Consider the following 19,621-nt stretch of genomic DNA (forward strand, 5'->3'; position numbering starts at 1 on the left):
CGGAGGTCATATGATATGGATGACAATAAACGATCTGTTGACATAGATAACAACAAAGACGAAGAACGAATGGAAAATGATTTTTTAGACGATGAAATGATGGAGCTGCCGATGATACCGCTGCGGGGGTTATCGGTATTCCCGAACATGGTGCTCCATTTTGACATAGGGCGGGAGAAGTCTATCAACGCGCTGGAAAAGGCTATGGTGATGAACCAGCATATATTCCTGGCGTCTCAGAAGGACGACAATACGGATCTGCCTACCCCTGATGATTTCTATCACATAGGGACCGTGGGAAAGATAAAGCAGATGCTCAAGCTGCCGGGCGATTCCATCAGGGTGCTGGTGGAAGGCGTATGCAGAGGCGAGATAGAAGAGGTGATGTTCGAGGTCCCTTACTTCAAGTGCAGGATAAGAAAGATAGAGGAGCCCGTATATCCGGCTGACGATGCCGAAGCCGAGGCTCTGATGAGGACTGTACTCTCCAATTTTGACGAGTATATCAATATCAACAGGAATCTGGCTCCGGAGATATTCGCCACGGTTGTGACCATAGAAGATCCGGGCAGGATGGCTGACATGATCGCATCTCATTTGGAGATAAAGCTGGAAGACAAACAGATCCTGCTGGAGACCCTTGACCCCAAGGAGAGGCTGGAGAAGCTCAATTCCATATTGACCAAGGAGATAGAGATACTCAACATCGAACAGGATATTTCCAGCAAGGTCAAGTCTCAGATAAACAAGAATCAGCGTGAGTACTATCTGCGTGAACAGATGAGGGCTATCCAGGAAGAGCTGGGCGTAGCGGAAGACGTAGAAGACGAGGTGGCCGGCTTCATGGAAAAGCTGGATTCTCTTGAGCTGGAGGAGAAGACCAGGGACAAGGTGGAAAAGGAGATAAACAGGTTCTCCAAGATGCAGCCATCCTCGGCTGAAGCCAACGTAAGCAGGAATTACATCGAGACTATTTTATCGCTGCCGTGGAACACGGAAAGTGAAGACAATATAGATCTGAACAAGGCTGAAGAGATCCTCAACGAGGACCATTACGGCCTGGACAAGGTAAAGGAGCGAGTGCTTGAATATCTGGCCGTGATGCAGCTTTCCAGAGGACTCAAAGGCCCTATACTCTGTCTGGTGGGACCTCCGGGAGTAGGTAAGACATCCATCGCCAGAAGTATCGCCAGATCCATAGGAAGGGAATTCGTCAGGATGTCCCTGGGCGGGGTGAGAGACGAGGCCGAGATAAGAGGTCACAGGAGGACCTATATCGGAGCTATCCCGGGAAGGATAATCAACGCTATAAAGGATAGCGGGACCAAGAACCCTGTATTCCTCTTCGACGAAGTGGATAAGATAGGTGCCGACTATAAAGGCGATCCCGCGTCTGCGCTGCTGGAAGTGCTGGATCCCGAACAGAACAAGGATTTCACCGATCACTATCTGGAAGTGCCTTTCGATCTGTCAAAGGTGATGTTCATAACCACTGCCAACACTACCAGTACCATACCGAGGCCGCTGCTGGACAGGATGGAAGTCATCGAGGTCAGCGGATATACTGAGGAAGACAAGCTGAACATCGCGGAAAGGTATCTGGTGCCTAAGCAGGTGAAGGAAAATGGCCTCACCAGCAGGAACATCTCCTTCACGGAGAAGGGACTGAGGACCATAATAAATTATTATACGCGGGAATCGGGTGTGAGAAACCTGGAACGTGAGATCGGCAACCTTTGCAGGAAGGTAGCTAAAAATGTGGTCTGCGGAGAGACGAAGAAGGTCAGCATCACCGGTAAGAAAGTGGAGGAGATGCTGGGTAAGAAGAGATTCAGGTTTGATATCATAAAGGGTGAGAAGGAAGTTGGCGTGACCACCGGACTGGCATGGACTGTAGTAGGCGGAGATACTCTCTTCATAGAGACTACAGCGGTTCCCGGCAGCGGGAAGCTGGTGCTGACAGGCCAGATGGGAGATGTGATGCAGGAGTCAGCCAAAGCAGGAGTCAGCTATATAAGATCGGTAAGCAGGAAGCTGAAGATAGATGAAGACTTTTACAAGAAGTATGACTTGCATATACACATTCCTGAAGGGGCTATCCCAAAAGACGGTCCGTCAGCCGGCGTGACCATGTGCACCGCCATAATTTCCACACTTACAGGTATACCGGCAAGAAAGGATATCGCAATGACCGGTGAGATCACGCTGCGAGGCAAGGTGCTCCCGGTGGGAGGGATCAGGGAAAAGGTGATGGCCGCTCATAGGGCAGGCATCAGAAAGGTACTGCTCCCTAAGGACAACGATGTGGATATACAGGATATACCTGAGGTGGTACGAAACGATATGGAATTCGTGCTGCTGAGAAATGTAGACGATGCTCTCAGGGAAGTACTGGTGAAGGATTCCGGGAAACCTTCGAAGCGAAATGTGAAAAAGGATACAGCCAATGATGATAAAAAAAGCTGAGATAGAAGCGGTGGCTGTGAAGCCATCTCAATATCCTCAGGGAGATATGAAGGAGATAGCATTTGCCGGACGTTCCAATGTCGGCAAATCATCTCTTCTCAATTTGCTGACCGGACGCCGGAACCTGGCCAGAGTCAGCGGGAGCCCGGGGAAGACCAGGACTATAAACTTCTATCGGATAAACGATGGATTCAGGATCGTGGATCTGCCCGGGTATGGCTATGCAAAAGTGTCGAGGTCGGTCTCTGAAAGCTGGGGCGATATGATGGAGACCTATCTTGAGAAGCGTGGTAATCTGGCCTGTGTCATCCAGCTGGTGGATATCAGGCACGCCCCTTCCAGACAGGATGTGGAGATGCAGGCGTATCTGCGGCATTACGGGCTGAACGGACCTGTGGTGGCTACCAAGGCTGATAAGATCTCCGTCAATCAGCGGGCGAAGCAGATAAAGCTCATAAGACAGACGCTGGGTCTGGAGCCGGATACGGTGGTGATACCAGTGTCTTCATTGAAAAAAACAGGCCATGAAGCGCTTCTTGAGGAGATGGAAAGGATATTGAAAGGATAGCGACAGATGCAGTATTTTGGACTCAGGGTGATCATCAAGAGGATCAAGGCCATCAAGTTCATGATGGCCGACAGATCTGTGCCCAAGAGGAAGAAAGCTCTCATCGTGTTCGGTATCATTTATCTGTTCCTGCCTATTGATCTGATACCGCCCATACTCTTTCCTATCGCCTGGGTAGATGACCTGATAATCTGGCTGTGCATTCTCTGGTATCTGAGAAACGAGCTGGACAAGTATTGGATGGGAGGCAAGACAAAGGATTATTCAAAAAAATATCGGGGAAAGACTTTCGTCGACGACGTGGAATATGAAGTGAAGGAAGACGAAAAGAAAAAAGAGGAGAATAAGGGAATGGCAAATGGAACCATCGGCAGCGTGATGATAACTCAACAGCAGATAGAGGAGAGAGCAGCGGAGATAGCCAGGCAGATAGAGAAGGATTTTGAAGGTCAGCCGATATTGCTGGTAGGAATTCTCAAGGGCGCCGTCATGTGGATGGTCGATATGATGAAAAATATCCAGCTTGAGATGACTATCGACTTCATGGCGGTCAGCAGCTACGGTTCGTCCACCAGATCATCAGGTGTGGTCAAGATAGTGAAAGATCTGGATACGGGAATAGAGGGGCGGAACGTGATAATAGTCGAAGATATCGTCGATTCGGGAAGGACTCTCAGCTATCTGAAGTGTTATCTCTTCAATAAAGGCGCGAAGGCAGTGAAGATATGCACGCTGCTGGACAAGCCCGAGGGAAGGACGGTCGATATAGACGCAGACTACATAGGCTTTACGGTGGATGACAGATTTATCGTAGGCTACGGACTGGACTACGCCCAGAAGTACAGGAACCTTCCTTACATTACATATCTGGCAGAGAGCGACAGAATGATGGACTGACGAGATGATGGGATGACAGACGACATGCCGGGGAATCGCGCTTTTGACGGTGATTTCCCGGCATTTTCCATTCATGCAATCATTGAAAAAGTGAATTTACAGTATTTGGAATTTGACTTATCCTTTTTAGAAGACATTTCGACATTTTCCGTATAAGGAGGTACCGGCATTTTGCGGATTTTTTCGCTGAAATTGTACGGTGTCCACTGGTGCATAGCCAAAACAGTATAAATTCAGCGGGTTTTAGGGGGAAGAGAGGATGGATTTTTATACGGGAAAGCTGCGAAGCTCGCATTTGCAGTATAAATATCGTTGCTGAATATGGCAGATTATCCTTCCTCGCATAAGGAAAACCCTGTGTCCAACACAGGGTTCCGTGAATGCTATTAACTGAATGACATTTGTATACCTCGAGGGCTTTGAGCCTGGGACTTACGCCGGGGCTTCAGCTTTCCATCTGTTTGGCCAGAAAGCCTGCTCCCAGCTCTGCTGTCTTTATCTCCAGATCGCTCAGATCTCTGCCTTCCGGTGGCAGCACTGTCACCGAGCCGATAGGATCTCCATTGGAAAGGATAGGGATCACCACCCGGGAGGTGGTCTCATATTTGTCCTTGCTCTGTATTATATCGTCCAGGTCTGCGTCGATGGCCTTGTTTATATAGTCCTTCTGCTTGAGACCTGAAACGGCGACAAAGCGATCCGTGTCGGAGACCAGGACCGGCAGTCCCAGGATGGAAGAGGCTGATTCGGCAAAGCCTTCCGCGATTTGCCCCAGCTCGCTGATAGGAGAGTATTTCTTCAGTATTACTTCTCCTGTGGTGCCGGTATATATCTCCAGCGGATCGCCTTCGCGTATCCTCAGTACTCTCCGTATTTCCTTGGGTACCACCACCCGTCCCAGGTCGTCTATTCTCCTTACTATTCCGGTTGCTTTCATTATAACTTCCTCCGTCGTGTTTTTCGTTTTTTCTAAAAGTATTGTCTGTAAAAGCTGTTTAAATATACATGTGAAAGTCTTTGACTTTTTTCAGCGCATGAAGTAACATTTTATATAGTTATGATTTTCGAGAGATATGCGGCGCGGGCCGGGTATCGACAGGGACAGGAGAATTTATGAGAAGACTCAGAGGTCTGTGGAAGATAATATTCGGACGGACGACGATACTGGTGCTGCTGTTGTTCATCCAGGTGATGATACTCTTCGGCGGGTTCATGATACTGGACAGGCAGATATTGGTTTTCAACTACATGTGTGGTTTTCTGGCCGTCATCATACTGATGTATCTGTTGAATGTAAGGCAGAACAGCAGCTTCAAGCTGATGTGGATAATATTCATACTGGCTGTTCCGGTGGCAGGCGTTACATTTTACATATATACCAGGCTACAGCCGGGCACCAGGTTCATATCCAGGAGGGTCCGGGAGCTGGTGGAGGAAGAGAGGCCGTTTTTGCTTCCAGACAGGGCCATGATGGAAAAGGTCTATGAGACGTCAAAGCCGGAGGCAGGTCTTTTCAGATATATCCACGATAAAGGAAAATATCCGGCCTATGGCAACGCCAGCATCAAGTATTTTCCTCTGGGAGAGGATAAATTCAAGGAGATGATCTATCAATTGGAGAGGGCCAGGGATTTCATATTCCTGGAGTATTTTATCGTGGAACGGGGGCATATGTGGAACACTATCCTGGACATCCTGGTCAGAAAGGCCAGAGAAGGTGTCGAAGTCAGGTTTATGTACGACGGCACATGTACGCTGTCCCTGCTTCCGAAGAACTATAACAGGAGGATGGAAGCGCTGGGCATAAAGTGCAAGATATTTTCTCCTATGATGCCGTTTCTGGCCACACACCAGAATAACAGGGATCACAGAAAGATACTGGTGATAGATGGTCACACGGCCTTTACGGGCGGGGTGAACCTGGCGGACGAATATATCAATGAGAAAGTACGCTTCGGTCACTGGAAGGACACGGCTATCATGGTCAAGGGCAAAGCAGTCAATAACTTCACGCTGATGTTTTTGCAAATGTGGAACATCGAGGAGAAGCGGAAGGAAAATTACGGGAGATATATGTACACCGGCGAAGAACGTTACGACGCGTCCATGAGGAACGGCGGATATGTGGTGCCTTACGGTGACAGCCCTTTTGATGGTGAGAACGTAGGTGAGAACGTATATCTGGATATACTAAACACGGCTAATGAATACGTCCATATCATGACGCCTTATCTGATACTGGATGAGGAGCTGCTCAATGCCATCACCTTTGCCGCCCAGCGGGGAGTAGACGTGAAGATAATACTGCCACATATCCCTGATAAAAAATATGCGTACTGGCTGGCCAGGACTCACTATAAGGAGCTGATAACGGAAGGCGTCCGGCTTTATGAGTATACACCGGGCTTCATCCACGCCAAGGTCTTTACCAGTGATGATGAAAAGGCTGTCGTCGGGACCATAAATCTGGATTTCAGAAGTTTGTACCTGCATTTCGAGTGCGCGGCATATATATGGAAAAATCCGGTCATAGGCGATATCGAGAATGACTTCCAGATGACTCTGGAAAAATGTCAGAAGGTGACTATGGAGAACTGTAATCAATATAATATCATATACAGGATAATCGGCAGGGCGTTGAGGCTCATCGCTCCCCTCATGTAGGCGAAAGGGAAAGATCGGTCTCAGTCAGGCGGCGGATACAAAAGGAAAGAGGAGGAAGATATGCTCTTTAAGGATATAACCATATTGAATGAGGATATGGAGATAGAAGAACACAGGTATGTATCGATAACGGGAGATCATATATCATATATCGGGAATGAACCTCCCGCAGAGAGCCATGACAGGGAGATAGACGGCCGGGGCCGCCTGCTGATGAGCGGTTTCTTCAACGCTCACGCTCATTCTCCTATGACGCTGATGCGCGGGTACGGTGAAAACATGGCGCTGCAGGACTGGCTTACGAAGAAGATATTCCCTTTTGAGGATAAGCTGTATCCGCAGGCAGTATATTGGGCTACCATGCTGGCTATGGCTGAGTCGCTGAAGTTTGGCATAGTCTCCAGCAGCGACATGTATTATTTCTGCGAGGATATGGCGAAGGCCGTTATCGACAGCGGGGCAAAGGACAATATTTCCAGGTCTGTGGTCAATCCTGCGGGCATTCGGCCTGAAAGTCTGGAAAGCTTCCGGGAAATGAAGGATTTTTACCGTGAATTTCATGGCGCTGCAGAGGGAAGGATAAAAGTGGATATGAGCCTTCACGCCGAATATACATCAGATCTTGCGACTGCCGAGGCATTGGCGGATCACGCCCGCTCTCTGGGAGATGTCAACATGCAGGTCCATGTGTCGGAGACGGCGACGGAGCACCGGGAATGTCTGGAACGCCATGGACTTACTCCGGCGGCCTATCTGGAAAAGGCAGGTATATTCGACGTGCCGACAGTGGCGGCTCACTGCGTGTGGTCCACGGAGGAGGATCTGGACATATTCAGGAAGAAAGGCGTTACTGTGGCTGCCAATCCTGTCAGCAATATGAAACTGGCCAGCGGTATATGCGATGTGAAGAAGGTGCTGGAAAAAGGCGTCGATCTGGCCATCGGCACCGACAGTGTGGCCAGCAACAACAGCCTTGATTTTATCGAGGAGATAAAGACGATGATGATAGGCTGTAAGGTCGCGACAGGAGATCCTACGGCTGTATCGGCCAAAGACGCGTTGAGAGCGGCCACCGCGGGGGGAGCGAAAGCACAGGGCCGGTATGACAGCGGGTCGCTGAAAGAGGGATATAAGGCAGATGTGATAATGTTGGATATTTCAGGAGCGAATATGCATCCTGTTCACAGTCTCATCAACAATCTGGTATATTCTAGTTCAGGAAGCGATGTGGTGATGACCTTGGTGGACGGTAAAGTCCTCTGGGAAAAAGGGGAGTACACCACCATAGACATCGAGAAGACCATATACCAGGTCGAGAAGGCGACCGAAAATATACTTGAAAGGCTTTGATCATGGGTAAAAAATCACTGTTAAAAGGCGCGGCGGTCATGGCTGCCGCGGGTATCATCGTTAAACTGCTGGGAGCTGTGTTCAGGATACCGCTGGCCAATATGATAGGATCCATAGGGATGGCTAATTATTCTCCGGCATATTCGCTGTACAGTTTTCTCCTGGTGTTCGCTACGGCAGGCTTGCCCGTAGCCATTTCCAAGATGGTTTCGGAGAGGTATGCCGTAGGCCAGTTCAGGGAAGCGGAGCGTGTGTTCAGGCTTTCCAGGACGCTGATGATGATAATCGGCATCATAGGGTTCATCGTGCTGTTCTTCTGCAATGAGCTGATAGCGGAGCTGATAAACCTGCCAGGCTCGGCTCTTTCCATGAGGGCGACGGCCATAGCCTTGCTCCTGGTTCCGATAATGTCGTCATACAGAGGATATTTCCAGGGGATGCAGGAGATGAGGCCGACGGCTATATCGGAGGTTGCGGAACAGCTCTTCAGGGTGGTTTTCGGACTTCTTCTGGCTCATCTGATGCTGAGCAGTCAGTTCGAGATGCTGGGATATACAGCTGAGCAGCGAGGAGCGGCAGGAGGCTGCTTCGGAGCCAGCGCAGGCTCCATAGGAGGCCTGGCTGTCATGCTCATCGTCTACATGGTGTCCAGAAGGAAGATAAAGCTGAGGATAAAGAGAGACAGGACCCGGGAGCACGAGTCTTCCAAAACCATTCTGAAAAAGATAGCGGCAATAGCTATTCCAATAACTATCGGAGCGGCCATAATGCCTATCGTCAACCTGATAGACGCGGGTATCGTGCAGACCAGACTTCTGTCCTCGGGGTGGGACGCGACCGCTGCCGAGAGCCTTTACGGACAGCTGACGGGTTTCGCGTCGCCGGTGATACAGTTTCCGCAGGTGTTCATGACGGCCATAGTGATGAGTCTTGTGCCTATGGTCTCGGCCGCCCACAGACTGGGGAACAGAAAGGAGCTGCATGAACATATATCGCTGGGCATGCGGACGACTACCATCATAGCTTTCCCGGCAGCAGTGGGGATGTTCGTGCTGGCTGAGCCTATACTGACGCTTCTCTATTCATCTCAGAAAGCAAGCGCGATCGGGGCGGCGCCGTGTCTTCAGATTTATTCGATAGGATTCGTATTTCTGGCTATAATAACTACTATGACAGGCGCACTGCAGGGGATAGGAAAGCAGCATCTGCCTGTGATAAACCTGTGCATCGGAGTGGCGGCCAAGTTTATCGTCACATGGACGCTTACGGCAGTCCCGTTCATCAATGTGAAGGGAGCGGCCATCGGTTCGGCAACGGCATATCTGATAGCTATGATACTGGATATCATCGTTATCAGAAAGTACAGCGGTGTCAGATTCCCGGTGGGGCTTACGGTCATCAAGCCGTTGGTATCAGCTCTGGTGATGGGTGCTGTCGTGATATTGGTATATATGGGCCTCGACAGTCTCCTGGGAAGCAGCGGTACAGCTACGCTGATAGCTATATTTATCGGCGTGGTCGTATACGGTCTGATGGTTCTCAGGACGAAAACCATCAGAAGAGAGGAGCTGATGGATATCTCTTTCGGAAGAAAGATAGTATCCATATGCGACAAACTGAGATTATGGTAAGCGTGTGAAAACGTTGATATTTACACAAAAAACAGCGGTCTTTGACCTAAAACAGCTTGACAAACAACTTGAAAGATGGGAAAATAGTGCATAGGCAAAGTGCAATGGTAGTGATGCCGGGTGTCAAATGGGTATTTGGCGCAAATACATGAGGTTATTATTTTTAAGGAGGATTTATTGATGAATAAAGCGGAATTAGTAGCTGCAGTTGCAGAAAAGACTGGTTTTACAAAGAAAGACGCCGAATTGGCTGTTAATGCTTTCGTTTCAAGCGTAGAAAACTCTCTGGTAAAGGGCGAGAAGGTACAGCTCATAGGATTCGGAACCTTCGAGGTTCGTCAGAGAAAAGCAAGACAGGGAAGAAATCCTAGAAAACCGGGAGAAGTCATCAAGATCGCTGCTTCAAAAGCTCCTGTATTCAAGGCTGGCAAGGCTCTGAAGGATGCTGTGAACAAATAAGCGGCGGACAACGATAAAGAATGGAAAACAAAGGGTAACTCGTTTACCCTTTTCTTTTTTAGCGGAGGACGATGAAGAGCGGGAGAGGAGGATATATGAGGATAGATAAATTCCTGAAGAACTCCCGGATAATCAAGCGGCGTACCGTCGCCAAGGAAGCGTGCGAACAAGGCAGGATAACGGTGAACGGGAAGGTCGCCAAACCGGGGAATGAGGTGGACACGGGCGACGATATATATATAAGCTTCGGGAACGGGAGCCTTCGGGTCAGGGTATTGGAATTGAAGGATCCGTGCCGGAAGGAAGACGCGGCGTCCATGTATGAAGTTATAGAATAAGCAGGGCCTCTTTGTCAGAGTCATCGATGACATCCGGCAGGAGGCTCTTATCATGTAGGAAACAGAGGTATTTATGGTGAAGAAGACGAGAAAAGAGATAGAGGCGCGGATGAGTGCTATTTCAGAGGAAATAGAAAACAACCCTAAGGAAAACATGAATACGCTGCTGGCACCGGAGTTGTATGGCTTCGATGAGGAGCGTATGACAGCGGAGATCGGATTCAGACGGTACGGATGGGAAACCAATGAAAGAGGAGAGATACATGGCGGGGCCATATCGGCCATGTTCGATACGGCCATGGGGATGACAGTGCTGGCTTTTTCCGATTCGGAAAACATCTCTACGGCAGATCTGAGTGTCAGCTTCATAAGGCCGTTTCTGGGAGAATCATATCTGTTCAAAACAGAGATAGTCCATCCGGGGAGAACGATAGTAAGGGTGAGAGCTATTGCCTACGACGAAAAAAGCGGCAAGCCGCTGGCTTCGGCTACCGCTAATTTTTTCCGTTTGGACAGGTGAGGGACATCATCATGGATTCAGGCTGTCGATGAAATTCAGTATATTGGTCAGCGCCGCGTCCATGTGGTTGATATTGCACTGATATGAGATGATATTCAGGTCATCGGCTTTTGATGAAAAGATACCGCATTCGCTGCTCTTCACGGTGGAGTCGATGATGGATTCCTCGGAGCCGAGGGCATCGGTGAGGAATGGTCCGGCGCCGTTTTTACTGTCAGAGCTCCATGTCATGAATGGATCTGTCGCTGAATAGGATATGTTGCACAGTCCCGATGTGGTGAGAAATTCCTGTGACATCTCATCCATGACGCTGCTGTCTGTGCTCCTGGATACCATGGTGAGGGTGAAAGCTCCGCCCGATGTAGTGACAGATGATATACCTGCGGCGGCAATGATGTCGCCGCTATTTTCATCCTGACGATATATGCCTGTCTGGAGGGTGTACATCAGGCTTATGATGTTATCGCTGCTCTGACTGCTCATCACTGTTTCCGGTATAGTCGTTTCCGTAAGAGTATATACGAAATTGTCGTTGAGGTTCTCGAACCTGTCCTTCATGTTGTTGTAGGATGAATTGAACCTTCTGGTAAAACTGTCTACATCGTTGCTGTCCACGATGACCACAGCAGTTGCGGAGGTAGGCGTGTATCCATCGGCAGATTCACACTCGAATGAAGCCAGGTTGAAAAGCTGACCGGAGCTTTTTTCCGTAGCAAGAAGACTCCCTATGGTCTCGACAGGGTTCGGATAGCGCTGGTCGAAATCGAAAGGGTCGTGATAGCCGGATATGGACATGGTTATGGCAAAGGCATGAGAATATGCCGGCTCGGCCGTTTCCACAGGAGTAGTCATAGTGCTGGTCATCTCGTAGGCTCCGGAGGTCACCAGGCTCACATCGTTGTTGAAATCCAGGTTTATGAAATTGTCGCACTGATAGTATTTTGAATCGACGGAAGATGCTCCGATAAGCTGACCGTCGTCTATCTCGGTTATTATCAGTGTGATGTCGCCGTGCTCCTCAGGCCCCAAAAGCGATGTAAGGGCTATGGCGAGGGGCTGCATGGAATTGTTGAAATCGTTGGTCCTGACAGGGCACTGGAGGACTGTGGACTGGCTGCTTTCACAGCCGGCCGTGGCAGAGTTGGTCAGTACCATGTAGTGATCCTGATTTTCCGCAACGTCCATTTCGTTCTTATTGGCCCATGATTTGAGGTACTCCGTAACCAGGGAGAATTGTCCCGATTCGCCGGAAAATGTGGAACTAAGCTCATCGTATGTAGCCTCGGCGGCGGCGTTCAGCTCGCTGTCCCTTGACATTTCTTCCAGAGAGCAGCTGCTCAAAACCATGGTGAATATCAGTATAAGTGGTGTTATCAGTAGCAAATATCTCTTCATGCCGATATTTCTCCTTGTCTGTTATTATCATTTTTTATATAATAATATAATAACACATGCGGAAAATAAATTGTAGAGATTGTATGAATCTTTATCGAAACGGGAATTATTAAGGAGAAGATATGGAGACTCAGAGATTTCTCATAAGGGAGCCGGAGTTCGGCGATTACGAATATTTCGTCAGATGGGAAAATGACCCGATGGTCACGAAGTATCTCACATATGATGAGGAGAGAAGCTACGAAGAAGTGGTGACTGAAGCCATATACAATAAATTCAGCAAGGACAGGATGGATTTCACTATCGTCGAGCGGGAAACGTACAGACCGGTAGGAAGGGTGTTTGTTTCCAGGGTCGACACTCAGAGCGACAGCCTGGACATCACCAAGTTTTATATAGGCGAGACGGAGCTGTGGGGACAGGGGATCGCCAGGGAGATAATCAATGAGCTGCTGGAATATTTCTTCACGTTCCTCCATATGGAGAGGGTGACTATAGACCACTATGTGGGAAACAAGAGGGCCCATACGCTGTACGAGAGCATCGGCTTCAGACAGGAGGGGACAGGTCGTCACGCCACTAAGAAAAATGGCCAGTATTACGATCTGGTATTCATGTCCATACTCCGTTCGGAGTTTTTCGGAGAGAAGGACTGACCGGAAGATTTGTGATCAGGCACACGTGCCTAAAGGAGACCTAAAACTATATTATGTAAATATAAGAGCCTTCGGAAAATCCGGAGGCTCTTTCGATGCAACAGCTTTCGCATGGAAGGGGAAAAAGCGAAAAATGACAGAGGAAAAAAGTACAATAAAATACATTGCTTTAGTATTGACTGTGTCTGCATTTTGTGTATAATTTAATCTTGTAAATCAAAAGGTAACAATATGTAGTGGTCAGTTAGAGGTGAAGAGTATGGAACAGATAAAACAGATAATAAAGCGTGACGGAAGAACGGTGGACTTCGATATCGATAAGATAGCGGACGCCATATATAAGGCGGCTCAGGTCCTGGGGGGAAAGGATTACGATATGGCCAGATACCTGGCCAGACAGGTAGAGGTGTATCTGCTGGAGATCTGCCACAACGAGATACCTACTGTAGAGCAGATACAGGACGCGGTGGAGAAGGTACTTATAGAGAACGGACATGCGAGGACAGCCAAGGAGTATATCCTCTACAGGGCGGAGAGGACCAGAGTGAGAGATATGAACACCAGGCTCATGAAGATATATGAGGACCTGACGTTCAAGGAAGCAAAGGACAACGATACCAAGCGTGAAAACGCCAATATAGATGGCGATACGGCCATGGGGACCATGCTCAAGTACGGTTCAGAGGGCGCGAAGCAGTTCTATGAGATGTTCGTGCTGAAACCGGAGCATGCCAAAGCTCACAGAGAGGGAGACATCCATATCCACGACATGGATTTCCTCACTCTGACTACCACATGTTGTCAGATAGATATAGAAAAGCTCTTCAAAGGCGGATTTTCTACCGGACACGGATTTCTCAGGGAGCCTAATGACATCCAGAGCTACGCGGCTCTGGCGTGTATAGCGATACAGTCCAATCAGAACGACCAGCACGGTGGTCAGAGCATACCTGATTTTGATTATGGCATGGCCAACGGTGTCAAGAAGACGTACAGGAAGCTGTACTGGACAAATCTGGGGAAAATGCTCAACCTGCTTTTTGATATAGATGATGGTGTGGAAAAGACCAAGGATATCGGCGCCAGGATAATGGAGGAGCGCGATATTTATCCTATACTTGCTGACGACAACGGGTATAAGGACATAGAGCGAGAGTACCTGAAAGAGATAATAGATGAAAAGTTCATTGACAAGCTCCAGAAGAAGGCGACCAAGTATGCCAATGAAGAGGTGAGGAGAGCCACATATCAGGCCATGGAGGCATTTGTCCACAACCTCAACACTATGCATTCCAGAGCCGGAGCGCAGATACCATTCTCGTCCATCAACTACGGTACCGATACGTCTCCTGAAGGAAGGATGATAATCGAGAACATACTGCTGGCCACGGAGGCCGGTCTGGGGAACGGCGAGACTGCCATTTTCCCGATACATATATTCAAAATAAAGGATGGGATCAACTACAACCCGGGCGAACCCAACTATGATATGTTCAAGCTGGCGTGCCGGGTCTCGGCCAAGAGGCTCTTCCCCAACTTTTCCTTCATAGACGCTCCGTTTAATCTCCAGTATTATCATGAGGGTGATCCTAACACGGAGGTGGCATACATGGGATGCAGGACGAGAGTGATAGGTAACGTATATGATCCCAGCAGACAGGTAGTGGGAGGCAGAGGAAACCTCAGCTTCACGTCAGTCAATCTGCCGAGGATAGCCATCAAGGCTCATGGAGATGTGGACTGGTTTTTCGAGGAGCTGGAGAGGAAGGTTGATCTCTGCATAGACCAGCTGATGGAGCGATACAAGATACAGGCGTCCAAGAAGGTGAAGAACTATCCGTTCCTGATGGGCCAGGGGATATGGCTGGATTCTGATAAACTGAAGCCGGAGGATTCGGTGGCGGAGGTGCTGAAACACGGTACGCTGACTGTAGGATTCATAGGCCTGGCGGAGTGTCTCAAAGCATTGATAGGTGTTCATCACGGCGAAAGTCCGGAGGCTCAGGCGCTGGGGCTGGAGATAGTAGGTTTCATGAGACAGAAGATGGATGAGCAGTCCAGGAAAACGGGCTTCAATTACACGTTGATAGCGACGCCGGCGGAAGGGCTTTCCGGAAGATTCGTCAGGATAGACAGAGAGAAATACGGAGTGATAGAAGGTGTCACTGACAGAGAATACTATACGAACTCTTTCCATATCCCTGTATATTTCAATATCAACGCCTTTGACAAGATAAAGCTGGAGGCTCCGTATCACGCGCTCACCAACGCAGGCCATATAACGTACGTCGAGCTGGACGGCGATCCGTGCAAGAACCTGGACGCCTTCGAGCAGGTAGTAAGGTGTATGAAGGAGAGCGGAGTGGGCTACGGATCGATCAACCATCCTGTGGACAGAGACCCTGTCTGCGGTTACACGGGAATAATCGACAACGAGTGTCCGCATTGCCACAGGACTGAAGATGACGGAGACCAGGGCTTTGAGAGGATAAGGCGTATCACCGGATATCTGGTAGGGACCATGGACAAGTGGAACGACGCCAAGACGGCGGAGGAAAAGGACAGGGTAAAACACAGCGTCGAAAATCTCAGCACTGAAATGGAGACACTGCAATGAGCGGCGGAGAGGTCCTGAGACTGGCAGGGATCGTGAGAGAGTCTATCGTGGATGGCCCGGGGATACGGTTCACTGTATTCTGTCAGGGCTGTCCCCACGGTTGTCCGGGATGTCACAATCCTGAGACTCACGATTTTAAGGGAGGCTCTGACTGTTCCGTAGACAGATTGATGGAGGAAATAGACAAGGATCCCATTCTGTCCGGAGTGACCTTTTCCGGCGGCGAACCCTTTTGCCAGGCAGAAGCCTTCGAGAACATGGGAAGGAAAGTGAAGGACAGAGGTCTTTCACTGACTGTGTTCAGCGGATTTACTTATGAAGAGCTGATGAAGATGGCCGAGAAGGATATCCATGTCAAAGGGCTGCTGGAGCTGACGGATCTGCTGATAGACGGTCCTTTCGAGGAAAGTCTGCGCGATCTTACGCTTCAGTTCAGAGGAAGTTCCAATCAGCGGCTCATCGATATGAACCGTACCAGGGAGTCGGGCGATATCGTCATATGGGAACAGGACACAGGTGTCAGACATTGAAAATCAACGTGAAATCAACGCGAAACGTGAAAGCGGTCTAAAAAGTTCTTGTGTTTGTGTTTTTGCTGTGATATAATGTCATGTGTTCGAGTCCGAACTGAGGCTGAAATGGCCCGGGCGGCGCGAAAGAACAGATTTTTGTCGAGAGAAAAAGTTGAAAGAACTTTTGATACCGGATATACAAGGAGGTGCGCCAGATGTCGAGAAAGTGCGAAATTTGCGGAAAGGGACAGGTTTCCGGCAACAATGTATCACATTCCAACAGACACACTAGAAGAAAGTGGAATGCGAACATACAGAACGTGAAGATCGAAGAAAACGGAACGGTCAGAAAAGCCAAGGTATGTACGAGATGCCTCAGATCAGGCAAAGTAAACCGTGCCATCTAGCTTAAAAGTCAACGCTCACTTATGTGGGCGTTATTTTTTTAGCTTTTTCGCAACAATGCGATGCCGAAGACTATGAGGGCAACGCTCAGAAGCAGCACCCAGTATCTGAGCGGCAACACCAGCAGGAAAACGGTAAAGGCGCCCAGCAGCAGCATGGCGAGTCCTATCTTCCCGTCTTTGCCGCGACAGCCTCTTTTTTTTCGCTTCCTTTTCGGTACGCAGCACTTGTGATTTTGTCTGTTCATATCATCCACCCTGCTTCATGTTATGAAGCCGCTGTTCACATTGTGCATGTATTATTCGCGTCATTGTGATAAAATAACGACAGAGGAGGCTGTTATGTTGAACATGGAGACAAAGCTGGGAGATATACGGTTTTCTCCCGGTATAATAGGCGTACTCGTCGCTGATTCTATCGAGCCTTTCAGCGGCAAAGTCGAGCTGCTGAACTACAGAGGCAGGTACCAGAGCGTCGCTTCGGGGCTGGCGTCGAGGATGAATCTCTGTGATGAAGACGCCGGCAGCGTGCGGGTGGAAGACACGGATGAGGGTGTGGATATCACGGTGTATATCACCGTCCGTTTTGGCGTCAGCATCAAAAAAATCACGGAGGGGATAATAGATAATATATATGAGAATGTGGAGAAAACCATGGGCCGGAAACCGGCCAAAGTGACGGTGATAGTCACAGGGACGGTGGCCAGGAATATCGTGAAGAGACATATAGAGGTGAGCAGATAGATGGAGCTGAAGGATAAGGTGACTCAGCTGAAGGGAGTGGGTCCAAAGAAGGCGCAGGCTTTGGAAAAACTCAATATAAGGACATTGGAGGACATGGTGTTCTTCCTTCCGAGAGATTACGAAGACAGGAGGAACAGGCTCAGGATAGGGCAGCTGGCGGAAGATATGACCGGAGCCGTGGAAGCTCGTGTTACCATGATAGTCCCAGACGGATACAGGCGTGGCGGGAAGCAGCTGCTGCGGCTTCTGGTGAGCGACGATACAGGCTCCATGGAAGTGATATTTTTCAATGCCAGATATCTGAAAAACGTCTTCAAGCAAGGAGAATCATATCTCTTCTTCGGTAAAGTCTCGAGAAACTTCGGGAAGCTGCAGATGGTGCATCCGGAATTCGAACGGGCCTCGGAAGCCGGAAGCGGTATTCTCGCAGTGTATCCTCTGACCAAAGGTATAAGCCAGCGGGAAATGAGAAACTGGCAGGAGGCTGTCAGGCCTCTGTATGAGAAAGCCGAAGATTTCCTCAGCGATGAGATGAAGTCGGCCAACAGGCTGTGCAGTCTGCGGTACGCGCTGGAAAACGTCCATTTTCCTGAAGAGAAGCAGTCGCTGCTGGAAGCCAAGTACAGGCTTATATTCGACGAGCTCCTGGTATTGCAGACGGGAATGATGGCCGCGCGTGCCGCCGCTAAGGAGGGAAAGGATGGCATAGCTTTTTCCCGTGACGCAGACATATCTGAATACATAGATTCGCTGCCTTATAGTCTTACAGAGGCTCAGAGCCGGTGTGTCAGAGAAATAGAAGAGGATCTGGAAAGTGAAAAGGCCATGAACAGGCTGGTGCAGGGAGATGTGGGCTCCGGGAAGACGGCGGTAGCCGAGATTGCGTTGTATAAGGCTGTGAAAAGCGGATGGCAGGCGGTGCTTATGGCACCCACAGAGATATTGGCAAGACAGCATTTCGACGGGATAGGAAGCGCCTTCCGGGCGCATGGTATAAGAGTTGGGTTCCTGTCAAGCTCCGTCGGAGCTGCCGAAAAGAGGGAGACTCTGGAGAAGATAAAGACAGGGCAAGTCCAGGTGGTCATCGGCACTCACGCGGTGATACAGCCGGAGGTGGAGTTTGCGGCGCTGGGGCTGGTCATAACAGACGAGCAGCACAGGTTTGGGGTCAGACAGAGGGTAAAGCTCAGGGAAAAGGGCAGGAATCCCAACGTGCTGGTGATGACAGCGACGCCTATCCCAAGGACTCTGTCGGTAGTCCTTTACGGAGATATGGACGTGTCGGTGATAGACCAGCTCCCTCCTGGAAGACAGCCGGTGAGGACCAGGAGCATCGGGCAGGAGAAAAGGGATCTGTGTTACGATTTCGTGAAAAAACAGCTGGAGATGGGGCGGCAGGCTTATGTGGTGACACCTCTAATAGAGGGATCCGAGTCTGTGGATGCCAGATCGGCGCTCCAGGTATCGGAGGAGCTGCGGAAGCGTTTCTCAGGATATCGTGTGTCGCTCATACATGGAGCAATGAAACAGGCGGAAAAGGATGAGATAATGGATGCGTTCCACCGTGGAAGCATCGATGTGCTGGTGGCCACAGTAGTCATAGAAGTGGGGATAAATGTCCCGAACGCCACCGTGATGGTAGTGGAGAACGCCGAGAGATTCGGCCTGGCTCAGCTCCATCAGCTTCGTGGCCGTGTAGGCAGAGGCAGGGAAAAGTCATACTGCTTCCTCATATTCGAGGGTCAGTCGGAAATCGCAAAAAAACGCGGTGAGATAATGGAACGCTCGTCGGATGGATTTTTCATCGCTGAAGAAGACCTGAAGCTGCGGGGGCCGGGCGAGATATTCGGTACCAGACAGCACGGACTCCCGGATCTGAACATAGCGGATCTTTCAAGGCATTTGAAAATAATGAATCATGCCAGAGGTGAAGCGAAGGTCATACTGGAAAAGGATCCGAAGCTGGAATCGGCGGAGAACAGCGGTCTGAAGCGGCGAATAACCAGGCTTTTCGGAGAGGATCTGAATCTTGATCTTTAGCATGGGAAATGGCGGAAGCGCATGAAATAATTGCATGTAATACTTTTTTCACCCCGGGTTAAATTATTACTACAGGAGGTGAGAACAAATGGCATTACAGAACAAGATGAATGTGAATGCGAAGCCCGCACTTAAGAACCTCAAGACAGAGGTTGCCAATGAGCTGGGCATGGCCAATTATGAACAGGCGGACAAGGGAAACCTTACAGCCAGAGAAAATGGTTATGTCGGCGGCTATATGACTAAGAAGTTAGTCGAAATGGCTGAACAGCAGCTGGCCGGAAAATAAGCGCGGCTCGAGACATTAAGAGAACAGACTAATGAGAAAGGGAGATATTTGCCTCAATGTAAATATCTCTT

General features: G+C 49.4%; 19 protein-coding genes. 16 read left to right on the forward strand and 3 right to left on the reverse strand.

What is annotated here, in order from left to right; translation table 11 throughout:
- Positions 1 to 15: 15 nt before the first annotated feature.
- Genes lon through hpt form a run of 3 tightly spaced genes read left to right on the forward strand, consistent with a single transcriptional unit; the run spans position 16 to position 3,931 of the window.
- Positions 16 to 2,466 (forward strand): endopeptidase La, encoded by a 2,451-nt coding sequence (gene lon / locus ACQY69_RS01415; protein WP_428257998.1) that lies wholly within the window; start codon positions 16 to 18, stop codon positions 2,464 to 2,466.
- Positions 2,447 to 3,034 carry a ribosome biogenesis GTP-binding protein YihA/YsxC gene (gene yihA / locus ACQY69_RS01420; RefSeq protein ID WP_428257999.1) on the forward strand — a complete coding sequence of 196 codons (588 nt, stop codon included), beginning with the start codon at positions 2,447 to 2,449 and terminating at the stop codon, positions 3,032 to 3,034. The genes lon and yihA overlap by 20 nt, the downstream gene beginning before the upstream one ends.
- Before the next feature lie 6 nt (positions 3,035 to 3,040).
- A complete protein-coding gene (gene hpt / locus ACQY69_RS01425; protein WP_428258001.1) occupies positions 3,041 to 3,931 on the forward strand; it encodes a hypoxanthine phosphoribosyltransferase in 891 nt (296 codons plus the stop codon).
- 445 nt (positions 3,932 to 4,376) lie between these two features.
- Here hpt and ACQY69_RS01430 read toward each other — a convergent pair whose 3' ends face one another.
- Positions 4,377 to 4,868, reverse strand: a complete 492-nt coding sequence (locus ACQY69_RS01430; protein ID WP_428258002.1) for a stage V sporulation T C-terminal domain-containing protein — start codon at positions 4,866 to 4,868, stop codon at positions 4,377 to 4,379.
- A gap of 176 nt (positions 4,869 to 5,044) precedes the next feature.
- Between ACQY69_RS01430 and cls the strand changes: the two genes are divergently transcribed.
- From cls to ACQY69_RS01460, 6 genes are all read left to right on the forward strand, one after another.
- Positions 5,045 to 6,595, forward strand: a complete 1,551-nt coding sequence (gene cls, locus ACQY69_RS01435) for a cardiolipin synthase (RefSeq protein WP_428258004.1) — start codon at positions 5,045 to 5,047, stop codon at positions 6,593 to 6,595.
- Between the two features lie 60 nt (positions 6,596 to 6,655).
- Positions 6,656 to 7,945: an amidohydrolase gene (locus ACQY69_RS01440; RefSeq protein ID WP_428258006.1), complete on the forward strand. Its 1,290-nt coding sequence runs from the start codon at positions 6,656 to 6,658 to the stop codon at positions 7,943 to 7,945.
- 2 nt (positions 7,946 to 7,947) lie between these two features.
- Entirely contained in the window at positions 7,948 to 9,576 is a 1,629-nt protein-coding gene (locus ACQY69_RS01445; protein ID WP_428258007.1) for a putative polysaccharide biosynthesis protein, read from the forward strand.
- A gap of 180 nt (positions 9,577 to 9,756) precedes the next feature.
- Positions 9,757 to 10,035 (forward strand): HU family DNA-binding protein, encoded by a 279-nt coding sequence (locus ACQY69_RS01450; RefSeq protein WP_428258009.1) that lies wholly within the window; start codon positions 9,757 to 9,759, stop codon positions 10,033 to 10,035.
- 95 nt (positions 10,036 to 10,130) lie between these two features.
- On the forward strand, positions 10,131 to 10,373 hold the full coding sequence (locus tag ACQY69_RS01455; RefSeq protein WP_428260988.1) for an RNA-binding S4 domain-containing protein: 243 nt from the start codon (positions 10,131 to 10,133) through the stop codon (positions 10,371 to 10,373).
- A 73-nt stretch (positions 10,374 to 10,446) separates the two neighbouring features.
- Positions 10,447 to 10,893, forward strand: a complete 447-nt coding sequence (locus tag ACQY69_RS01460; RefSeq protein WP_428258011.1) for a PaaI family thioesterase — start codon at positions 10,447 to 10,449, stop codon at positions 10,891 to 10,893.
- Positions 10,894 to 10,902: 9 nt separating this feature from the next.
- Here the strand turns inward: ACQY69_RS01460 and ACQY69_RS01465 are convergent, their stop codons facing one another.
- Positions 10,903 to 12,288, reverse strand: a complete 1,386-nt coding sequence (locus ACQY69_RS01465) for a hypothetical protein (RefSeq protein ID WP_428258013.1) — start codon at positions 12,286 to 12,288, stop codon at positions 10,903 to 10,905.
- A 122-nt stretch (positions 12,289 to 12,410) separates the two neighbouring features.
- Here ACQY69_RS01465 and ACQY69_RS01470 point away from each other — a divergent pair, with 122 nt between their 5' ends.
- The 4 genes from ACQY69_RS01470 (at position 12,411) to rpmB (ending at position 16,480) form a co-directional block, all read left to right on the forward strand.
- On the forward strand, positions 12,411 to 12,944 hold the full coding sequence (locus ACQY69_RS01470) for a GNAT family N-acetyltransferase (RefSeq protein ID WP_428258015.1): 534 nt from the start codon (positions 12,411 to 12,413) through the stop codon (positions 12,942 to 12,944).
- A gap of 259 nt (positions 12,945 to 13,203) precedes the next feature.
- Entirely contained in the window at positions 13,204 to 15,561 is a 2,358-nt protein-coding gene (locus ACQY69_RS01475) for an anaerobic ribonucleoside triphosphate reductase (protein ID WP_428258016.1), read from the forward strand.
- A complete protein-coding gene (gene nrdG / locus ACQY69_RS01480; RefSeq protein WP_428258017.1) occupies positions 15,558 to 16,091 on the forward strand; it encodes an anaerobic ribonucleoside-triphosphate reductase activating protein in 534 nt (177 codons plus the stop codon). Before ACQY69_RS01475 ends, nrdG begins: the two co-directional genes overlap by 4 nt.
- 197 nt (positions 16,092 to 16,288) lie before the next feature.
- Positions 16,289 to 16,480, forward strand: coding sequence for a 50S ribosomal protein L28 (rpmB, locus tag ACQY69_RS01485; RefSeq protein ID WP_428258019.1), 192 nt, complete (start codon positions 16,289 to 16,291; stop codon positions 16,478 to 16,480).
- Positions 16,481 to 16,518: 38 nt separating this feature from the next.
- On the opposite strand, the gene ACQY69_RS01490 is transcribed toward rpmB, so the two are convergent.
- Positions 16,519 to 16,725 carry a hypothetical protein gene (locus ACQY69_RS01490; protein ID WP_428258020.1) on the reverse strand — a complete coding sequence of 69 codons (207 nt, stop codon included), beginning with the start codon at positions 16,723 to 16,725 and terminating at the stop codon, positions 16,519 to 16,521.
- Between the two features lie 94 nt (positions 16,726 to 16,819).
- On the opposite strand from ACQY69_RS01490, the gene ACQY69_RS01495 reads away from it, so the two are divergent.
- From ACQY69_RS01495 to ACQY69_RS01505, 3 genes are all read left to right on the forward strand, one after another.
- Positions 16,820 to 17,221 (forward strand): Asp23/Gls24 family envelope stress response protein, encoded by a 402-nt coding sequence (locus tag ACQY69_RS01495; protein ID WP_428258022.1) that lies wholly within the window; start codon positions 16,820 to 16,822, stop codon positions 17,219 to 17,221.
- Positions 17,222 to 19,261 carry an ATP-dependent DNA helicase RecG gene (gene recG, locus ACQY69_RS01500; protein WP_428258023.1) on the forward strand — a complete coding sequence of 680 codons (2,040 nt, stop codon included), beginning with the start codon at positions 17,222 to 17,224 and terminating at the stop codon, positions 19,259 to 19,261.
- 88 nt (positions 19,262 to 19,349) lie between these two features.
- A complete protein-coding gene (locus ACQY69_RS01505) occupies positions 19,350 to 19,550 on the forward strand; it encodes a small, acid-soluble spore protein, alpha/beta type (protein ID WP_428258025.1) in 201 nt (66 codons plus the stop codon).
- Positions 19,551 to 19,621: the final 71 nt, after the last annotated feature.

Origin of the sequence: Gallibacter sp. Marseille-QA0791 (assembly GCF_965119705.1) — a bacterium.
GTDB lineage: Bacteria > Bacillota > Clostridia > Peptostreptococcales > Anaerovoracaceae > Lentihominibacter > Lentihominibacter excrementipullorum.

What these genes read in the sequence shown, in the direction of transcription:
- lon (WP_428257998.1), top strand. Translation starts at nt 16, where the DNA reads ATGGATGACAATAAACGATCTGTTGACATAGATAACAACAAAGACGAA.
- yihA (WP_428257999.1), top strand. Translation starts at nt 2,447, where the DNA reads ATGATGATAAAAAAAGCTGAGATAGAAGCGGTGGCTGTGAAGCCATCT.
- hpt (WP_428258001.1), top strand. Translation starts at nt 3,041, where the DNA reads ATGCAGTATTTTGGACTCAGGGTGATCATCAAGAGGATCAAGGCCATC.
- ACQY69_RS01430 (WP_428258002.1), bottom strand. Translation starts at nt 4,868, where the DNA reads ATGAAAGCAACCGGAATAGTAAGGAGAATAGACGACCTGGGACGGGTG.
- cls (WP_428258004.1), top strand. Translation starts at nt 5,045, where the DNA reads ATGAGAAGACTCAGAGGTCTGTGGAAGATAATATTCGGACGGACGACG.
- ACQY69_RS01440 (WP_428258006.1), top strand. Translation starts at nt 6,656, where the DNA reads ATGCTCTTTAAGGATATAACCATATTGAATGAGGATATGGAGATAGAA.
- ACQY69_RS01445 (WP_428258007.1), top strand. Translation starts at nt 7,948, where the DNA reads ATGGGTAAAAAATCACTGTTAAAAGGCGCGGCGGTCATGGCTGCCGCG.
- ACQY69_RS01450 (WP_428258009.1), top strand. Translation starts at nt 9,757, where the DNA reads ATGAATAAAGCGGAATTAGTAGCTGCAGTTGCAGAAAAGACTGGTTTT.
- ACQY69_RS01455 (WP_428260988.1), top strand. Translation starts at nt 10,131, where the DNA reads ATGAGGATAGATAAATTCCTGAAGAACTCCCGGATAATCAAGCGGCGT.
- ACQY69_RS01460 (WP_428258011.1), top strand. Translation starts at nt 10,447, where the DNA reads ATGGTGAAGAAGACGAGAAAAGAGATAGAGGCGCGGATGAGTGCTATT.
- ACQY69_RS01465 (WP_428258013.1), bottom strand. Translation starts at nt 12,288, where the DNA reads ATGAAGAGATATTTGCTACTGATAACACCACTTATACTGATATTCACC.
- ACQY69_RS01470 (WP_428258015.1), top strand. Translation starts at nt 12,411, where the DNA reads ATGGAGACTCAGAGATTTCTCATAAGGGAGCCGGAGTTCGGCGATTAC.
- ACQY69_RS01475 (WP_428258016.1), top strand. Translation starts at nt 13,204, where the DNA reads ATGGAACAGATAAAACAGATAATAAAGCGTGACGGAAGAACGGTGGAC.
- nrdG (WP_428258017.1), top strand. Translation starts at nt 15,558, where the DNA reads ATGAGCGGCGGAGAGGTCCTGAGACTGGCAGGGATCGTGAGAGAGTCT.
- rpmB (WP_428258019.1), top strand. Translation starts at nt 16,289, where the DNA reads ATGTCGAGAAAGTGCGAAATTTGCGGAAAGGGACAGGTTTCCGGCAAC.
- ACQY69_RS01490 (WP_428258020.1), bottom strand. Translation starts at nt 16,725, where the DNA reads ATGAACAGACAAAATCACAAGTGCTGCGTACCGAAAAGGAAGCGAAAA.
- ACQY69_RS01495 (WP_428258022.1), top strand. Translation starts at nt 16,820, where the DNA reads ATGTTGAACATGGAGACAAAGCTGGGAGATATACGGTTTTCTCCCGGT.
- recG (WP_428258023.1), top strand. Translation starts at nt 17,222, where the DNA reads ATGGAGCTGAAGGATAAGGTGACTCAGCTGAAGGGAGTGGGTCCAAAG.
- ACQY69_RS01505 (WP_428258025.1), top strand. Translation starts at nt 19,350, where the DNA reads ATGGCATTACAGAACAAGATGAATGTGAATGCGAAGCCCGCACTTAAG.